The sequence below is a fragment of the Polaromonas sp. P1_G4 genome (assembly GCF_056405475.1).
The window spans coordinates 1-6,529 of sequence record NZ_JBFUCA010000224.1; the positions used below are offsets into that span (position 1 = coordinate 1).

The following is a 6,529-nucleotide window of genomic DNA, read 5'->3' on the forward strand; positions in this document are numbered from 1 at the left end:
TTCTGCCAGTGACCAAGGGCAGTGCCTGTAGGAGGTTTCCTACGACCCGCTCGAAAAAACTGTAGGCACATGCCCACAGCGTCTTATGGCGCTTGCCGACTGTCCTGTGGGGTGAGCTGACGCACATTTGATTCACTGTAGTTCAACGCGCTTGTAAGGGTGATGGACATTGCTGGCAGCCGCGCATTGTTGGCCATTACAGACTGCCCTTGCAATGGTTTGAACGATTCCTCTCCAGCACATGAACAACGTCTTGTCCTCATCGCCTCTTCTGCGTAGAACACTCATCGGCATTGCCGTATTGGCGGTGATTCTGGTGCTGGTTGCGGTGTTTTTCCCTTGGGACGTGCTTCGTGGCCCGATCAATCGTCACGTATCCGAGCAACTCGGAAGGCGTTTTGAAATTACCCGGCACCTGTCGGTGCAGCTCGGACGTACTGCCACGGTCAAGGCCGACGGGGTGGAAATAGCCAACCCCGAATGGGCCAGCAAACCCTATCTGGTGACGGCAACCGCCGCAGAATTTGATATCCGGCTGTTGCCGCTTCTTTTTGGCCGGGTAGAGTTGCCCCGGATTGTGCTGACCGAGCCGCAGATAGGGCTCCAAATAGAGCCCGATGGCCGCCGGACCTGGGCCTTGTCGCGGGATACGTCCGACGAAGGATCCGTTCCACGGATCGACGCGCTGGTCATTGACCGCGGCACGGTTGACTACCAGGCTGCAGCGCAAGGCGCCAATATCCATGTTCAGTTCTCACTGGCACAAGAAGCAAATGAGCAGTTGCCCCTGAGCTACAAGGCCACCGGCAAATGGAAAAACGAGTCCTTCAATGCGACTGGCCGCACCGGCGGCGTACTCCAGCTGAGTAAAGACCTCGAAGCGCCGTTTCCGGTAGAAGTGAACGCCGTAGCCGGCAAGACCAGCCTCAAGGCCAAAGGCTCGGTCTCCAATCTCGCAGAGCTGGCCGGCATCAACGCGACCTTTGACCTGCAGGGACGCAACCTGGAAGAACTCTACAAGCTGGTGGGCGTTGTGCTGCCTTCAACACCACCCTACAAAGTCCGGGGCAAGCTGGCCAGGCACGGCAAGGTGTGGGCGGCCACCCAGATGCAGGGCGTTCTTGGAGGTTCGGATATCAATGGGGCGCTCAGTTTTGACCAGTCTGCTGCCGTGCCGCTTCTGACCGGCAAGGTCCAGTCCAGGCTGCTTGATTTCGCCGACCTCGCCCCCGTGATCGGCCTGGCTCCATCAGGGAAAGCCACGCCTGCCAGTGCCGACACACCTGTTGCCAGGACTGACAGCGATTCGGCGGCGGCGCCAGGCAGAAAAACGGTGCCCACTGCGCGCAAGGTTCTGCCTGTCGCAGCGCTTGATGTGACGCGGCTGCAGGCGATGAACGCCGACGTGATTTATTCTGCGGCTGATATACGGCATGTGAAAGTACTGCCGCTCGACAAGGGCAGCGTTCATGTCCAGCTGAAATCCGGTGTTTTGCAACTCGACCCGATCTCGCTGGGCATTGCAGGCGGTACGGTGGCAGGGAGTATCCGCATCGACTCCAACCCTGTGCCCGCGGTTTTCACGACACGGTTGGACCTGCGGGCCGTGCAGCTCAACCAGCTCTTTCCTGCCGTTGAAACGACCAGGAGCAGCCTGGGCAAGGTTAGCGGCCAGCTGGACCTGAAAGGGCGCGGAAATTCACTGGCGCAAATGCTGGGATCGGCATCCGGCGACGTCGCCGTGCTGATGGGTAAGGGCGAGATCAGCAATATCCTGCTCGAGTTCATGGGCCTGGACGGCGGAGAGGTGATCAAGTTCCTGGTTCGTGGTGACCGCAATGTGCAGTTGCGCTGTGCTGCTGCGGCTTTTGAAGTGAACAAAGGCCTGATGACCACCAAAACGATTGTGCTGGATACGGCAGATACGGTCATCAACGGTCGCGGCACGATCAACCTTGCCGATGAGACATTGGACCTTGTTCTGGATCCGGCGCCCAAAGACCGCAGCATACTGAGCTTGCGGTCTCCCCTGAAGATTGGCGGTACCTTCGCCTCCCTATCGGCCGGCCCTGACAAGGGAGCCCTCGCGGGACGTGCAGCCGTTGCTATCGGACTGGGTGTGATCAATCCCTTGCTGGCATTGGCCGCTACCATTGAAACCGGACCGGGCCAGGATGAAAACTGTGCAGCGATTCTTGCGAAGGCCGCAGCGTCTGCTGCCGGCTCGCGGATGCCGGCATCGGCCACCAGATAAGGTTTTCCCGCGGCCTTTCAGCCGGATTCTTTCAGGGAATTTTTTTGGCCCCGCCGCCGCACACTGCGCATGCCGCATGGGGCGCAATTTTCATTTCGCTCCATTCCATGTGTTTGCCGTCCAGCATCAACAGCCGCCCGGTCAACGACCCGCTGATGCCGCAGATCAGCTTCAGGGCTTCGGCAGCCTGCGTGCTGCCCATGATGCCGACCATCGGCGCGAAAACGCCCATCGTCGCGCAAAGGGCTTCTTCCAGCTGGTCTGATTCGGGAAACACGCAGGCATAGCACGGTGAATCTTCGCGTCGCGAATCGTAGACGGCGATCTGGCCGTCAAAGCGGATGGCTGCACCCGATACCAATGGCTTGCGGTGTTTGACGCAAGCGCGGTTGATGGCATGGCRCGTGGAGAAGTTGTCCGTGCAGTCCAGCACAACATCGGCGTCCCGGACCAGCTGATCGAGCAGCGCGCCTTCTGCGCGCCGGGTAACCGGGGTGACCACGACGTCGGGGTTGATGGCCGCGATGGACTGGGCAACGGATTCTGCCTTGAACGTTCCGATGCGAGACAGGTTGTGGGCGATTTGCCGTTGCAGGTTGGTGGCATCCACCCGGTCATGGTCGGCGATGGTGATGTGGCCGACACCGGCGCTGCCCAGATAAAGCGCGACGGGCGAGCCCAGTCCGCCCGCACCGACGATCAGCACATGCGACTGGAGGATTTTTTCCTGACCTTCGATGCCGATCTCGTCGAGCAGGATGTGCCGCGAGTAACGAAGCAGCTGTTCGTCGTTCATGATGGGAAACCGTTCAAGCTGCAGGACGGGCTGGCCCGGAAGGGGCAGGGCGGGATCCGGCGCAAGCCGGCTCCGCTCTGCGCATCGGCCTAGTTGTCTTTTTTCTCGTTTTTCGGTTCGACCACGGCTGTCTTGCTGACCAGCACGGGACGTCCCTTGAGCTTGTTGATCGCCTGGGCCAGCTGGAAGTCCTTGTCGCTACCCAGTTCAGGCGGGCGACGCTGCTCAGGTGTCTTCTTGGCTTCTTCTTCAAGGCGCTTCAGGGCCTCTTCGCGAGCCTTCTCGCGGCCGGCGTCTTTCACTTCAGCGCCCTGGCCACTGTTGAGGTGTTTCTCAAGATCGGCTTCGCGGGTGCGCAATGCGGCAAAAGGACTGCCTTCAGCGGTTTCATCGACCATGACGTCAGGCACGATGCCGCGCGCCTGGATGGATTTCCCGCTGGGCGTAAAGTAACGTGCCGTGGTGAGCTTCAGACCCGTATCCGGCCCCAGGGGGCGGACGGTTTGCACCGATCCCTTGCCGAAAGTCTGGTTGCCCATGATGGTGGCACGCTTGTGGTCCTGCAAAGCACCCGCGACGATTTCGCTGGCAGAGGCCGAGCCTTCATTGACCAGCACCACCAGCGGCACGTTCTTGAGGGCAGCCGGCAGGCGCTTGAGCGGGTCGGCGCCGTTGCGTCGCTGGTAGAACTCCGGCGCAGCCTTGTAGGTGAATTTGCTTTCGGCCAGCTGGCCGTTGGTGGACACCACAGTGACGTTTTCAGGCAGGAAAGCTGACGAGACAGCGACTGCCGCATCCAGCAGGCCACCCGGGTCATTGCGCAGGTCCAGCACCAGGCCCTTGAGGTTGGGCTCCTGCTTGTAAATCTGCTCAAGCTTGGTCACGAAGTCGTCGACCGTGCGTTCCTGGAACTGGCTCAGGCGAATCCACGCATAGCCGGGCTCCACCACTTTGCTGCGAACCGACTGGGTACGGATTTCTTCGCGCGTGATGGTGACCGGGAAGGTGCGGTTTTCGTCCTTGCGAAAAATGGTTAACAGCACCTTGGTCTTGGGTTCGCCGCGCATTTTCTTGACCGCGTCGTTGAGGCTCAGGCCCTTGACTGCCGTGTCATYGATACGTGTGATCAGGTCGTTCGGCTTGAGGCCGGCGCGGTCCGCAGGGGAGCCTTCGATGGGAGACACCACCTTGACAAGGCCGTCTTCCTGGCTGATTTCGATGCCGACACCGACAAAACGGCCTGTGGTGCCTTCCCGGAATTCCTTGAACGACTTTTTGTCGAAGTAAACCGAGTGCGGATCAAGACTGGCCACCATGCCGGAAATGGCGTCGGTGATGAGTTTTTTCTCGTCCACCGGTTCCACGTAGTCCGTCTTGACCATGCCAAAAACGGCTGCGAGTTGCTGCAGTTCTTCCAGCGGAAGGGGTGCCAGGCCGCCACGGGCCACGGCTTGCAGCTGTACGGTGGTGAGGGCTCCAGCCACGGCACCAATTGAAATCCAGCCTGCTATCTTGAGCTTCTGACCCATAGAAAATACCTTCGTAAACCTGTTGGAGAGCCCCTGCTCCCCCTATGTGAAGCAATATACACCTTGGAGAAAGGCCGGTCGCCACAGTTCCGCCATTCGTGCGGCCTGGCGCCGCAAAAGAGCCAAATCAGCCAGCTTTTACAGGACTTTTACAAGAATGGCTCCCGCAGGACTGCCGRGAGTCACTGAATTGCCCCTCAAGCCTTGCCTTGCGCACCCACGGCCGCTGCCGCCTTGGCAGCGGCCTCACTATCACCGAGGTAGTAATGGCGCAAGGGCCGCAGTTCGGCGTCCAGCTCATAGACCAGCGGGATGCCATTGGGAATGTTGAGTCCCACGATGTCGCTGTCGGAGATGTTGTCCAGGTACTTCACCAGGGCGCGGATGGAATTGCCATGGGCGGCCACCACAATGCGTTTGCCTGCCTTGATCGCCGGCGCCATGGACTCATTCCAGAACGGCAGGACGCGGTCCACCGTGTCCTTGAGGCATTCGGTCAGCGGCACCTGGCCGGGCTGCAGCTTCGCGTAGCGCGGGTCGTTCCGTTCGCTGCGCTCGTCGGAGGCATCAAGCGCCGGGGGTGGCGTGTCATAGCTGCGGCGCCAGATCAGCACCTGCTCGTCGCCGAACTTTTTCGCTGTTTCGGCCTTGTTCAGTCCCTGCAGGGCACCGTAATGCCGCTCGTTGAGACGCCAGCTGTGCACTACGGGCAGCCAGGTACGGTCCATTTCGTCCAGCGTGTGCCAGAGCGTGCGGGTCGCGCGCTTGAGCACGCTGGTATAGGCCACGTCAAAGTCATAACCTTCGGTTTTGAGCAGTTTGCCGGCGTTTTTGGCCTGTTCGATGCCGGTTTCGGTGAGGTCAACGTCGGCCCAGCCGGTGAAGCGGTTTTCAAGGTTCCAGATCGATTCGCCGTGGCGGATGAGCACGAGTTTGTACATGGTGGGAAGGGTGAGGAGTGGAAAAAAGGGAATAAGGAGGGCCGCCGGCAGGGCGTTTTCTCCCTCTATTCTAAAATCATGGGTTCGCTGAAAAAGCGCTCCAAGACACACAAAGGGTACAACGTGAAATTTCTGATCGATAACTGGATGCTGATTTCGATAGCGGTCGCCTCGGGCGGCATGCTGGTTTGGCCCATGATTTCCGGCGCCATGAACGCTGGCGCGCTCACGGCGAGCGGCGCCGTACAGCTGATCAACCGCGAAAAAGCGGTGGTGGTGGACGTCAGCGAGGCCGAAGAATTCGCTRCCGGCCATGTCACAGGCGCCAAAAACGTGCCCTTCAGCGAGCTGGAAGGAAAACTCCCCGCCACCGTCAAAAACAAGGCTTTGCCGCTGATTTTGGTGTGCGCCACGGGTGYCCGCGCCGGCCGCGCCGTCGCCGTCGCCAAAAAGCTCGGCTACGAGCAGGCCCAATCACTGGGCGGCGGGCTGAAAGCGTGGAAAGAAGCTAACCTGCCACTTGAGAAGGCCTGATCAGTTCAGTTCTGACCAGTTTCCCGATCCGGTTTTTGGCAGGCACGAAAGCTGCAACGCCGAGGCTACCGGGCTTTGGCCCGGCTTTCGCCCTGGCCATCCATTTTTCCTGCGCTGCGCGTAGACCAGCTCTTCCGGAGGAACCATGCAAACCGTCAAAATTTACACCACAGGTACCTGCCCTTATTGCATCCAGGCCAAGCAGATATTGAAGCAGCGCGGCGTCACCGAGCTTGACGAAATCCGTGTGGACATGGTGCCTGGTGAACGCCAGAAAATGATGGACATCACTGGCCGGCGCACCGTGCCGCAGATTTTTATCGGCGATACCCATGTTGGTGGCTGTGATGACCTCATGGCCCTGGACAGCCGTGGCGGCCTGATGCCGTTGCTGGACCGCTAACCCCCGTTCAGGCTCACTTCGTGTAGCCTGCTCCCCCCTTCCAGGGGGCGGCGCCTGGGGCCGGCAAAGCCG

Annotated in this window: 6 protein-coding genes; 3 read left to right on the forward strand and 3 right to left on the reverse strand. The window is 60.1% G+C overall.

The window, feature by feature from the left end; all coding sequences use genetic code 11:
• The first annotated feature begins 241 nt into the window (after positions 1 to 241).
• Positions 242 to 2,254, forward strand: a complete 2,013-nt coding sequence (locus AC1D1X_RS12590; protein ID WP_477669806.1) for an AsmA family protein — start codon at positions 242 to 244, stop codon at positions 2,252 to 2,254.
• A gap of 31 nt (positions 2,255 to 2,285) precedes the next feature.
• Here AC1D1X_RS12590 and AC1D1X_RS12595 read toward each other — a convergent pair whose 3' ends face one another.
• The 3 genes from AC1D1X_RS12595 to gpmA all read right to left on the reverse strand — a co-directional run bounded on the left by AC1D1X_RS12595 (position 2,286) and on the right by gpmA (position 5,520).
• Positions 2,286 to 3,050 carry a HesA/MoeB/ThiF family protein gene (locus tag AC1D1X_RS12595; protein WP_477698380.1) on the reverse strand — a complete coding sequence of 255 codons (765 nt, stop codon included), beginning with the start codon at positions 3,048 to 3,050 and terminating at the stop codon, positions 2,286 to 2,288.
• Between the two features lie 89 nt (positions 3,051 to 3,139).
• On the reverse strand, positions 3,140 to 4,579 hold the full coding sequence (locus tag AC1D1X_RS12600; protein WP_477698381.1) for a S41 family peptidase: 1,440 nt from the start codon (positions 4,577 to 4,579) through the stop codon (positions 3,140 to 3,142).
• Positions 4,580 to 4,776: 197 nt separating this feature from the next.
• Positions 4,777 to 5,520 (reverse strand): 2,3-diphosphoglycerate-dependent phosphoglycerate mutase, encoded by a 744-nt coding sequence (gpmA, locus tag AC1D1X_RS12605; RefSeq protein WP_477669803.1) that lies wholly within the window; start codon positions 5,518 to 5,520, stop codon positions 4,777 to 4,779.
• 123 nt (positions 5,521 to 5,643) lie between these two features.
• Between gpmA and AC1D1X_RS12610 the strand changes: the two genes are divergently transcribed.
• Both AC1D1X_RS12610 and grxC read left to right on the forward strand, forming a co-directional pair.
• Positions 5,644 to 6,054 (forward strand): rhodanese-like domain-containing protein, encoded by a 411-nt coding sequence (locus tag AC1D1X_RS12610; protein WP_477698382.1) that lies wholly within the window; start codon positions 5,644 to 5,646, stop codon positions 6,052 to 6,054.
• A 145-nt stretch (positions 6,055 to 6,199) separates the two neighbouring features.
• A complete protein-coding gene (gene grxC / locus AC1D1X_RS12615) occupies positions 6,200 to 6,457 on the forward strand; it encodes a glutaredoxin 3 (protein WP_477669802.1) in 258 nt (85 codons plus the stop codon).
• Positions 6,458 to 6,529: the final 72 nt, after the last annotated feature.

Coding starts and splice junctions, on each gene's coding strand:
- AC1D1X_RS12590 (WP_477669806.1), top strand. CDS start 242: ATGAACAACGTCTTGTCCTCATCGCCTCTTCTGCGTAGAACACTCATC.
- gpmA (WP_477669803.1), bottom strand. CDS start 5,520: ATGTACAAACTCGTGCTCATCCGCCACGGCGAATCGATCTGGAACCTT.
- grxC (WP_477669802.1), top strand. CDS start 6,200: ATGCAAACCGTCAAAATTTACACCACAGGTACCTGCCCTTATTGCATC.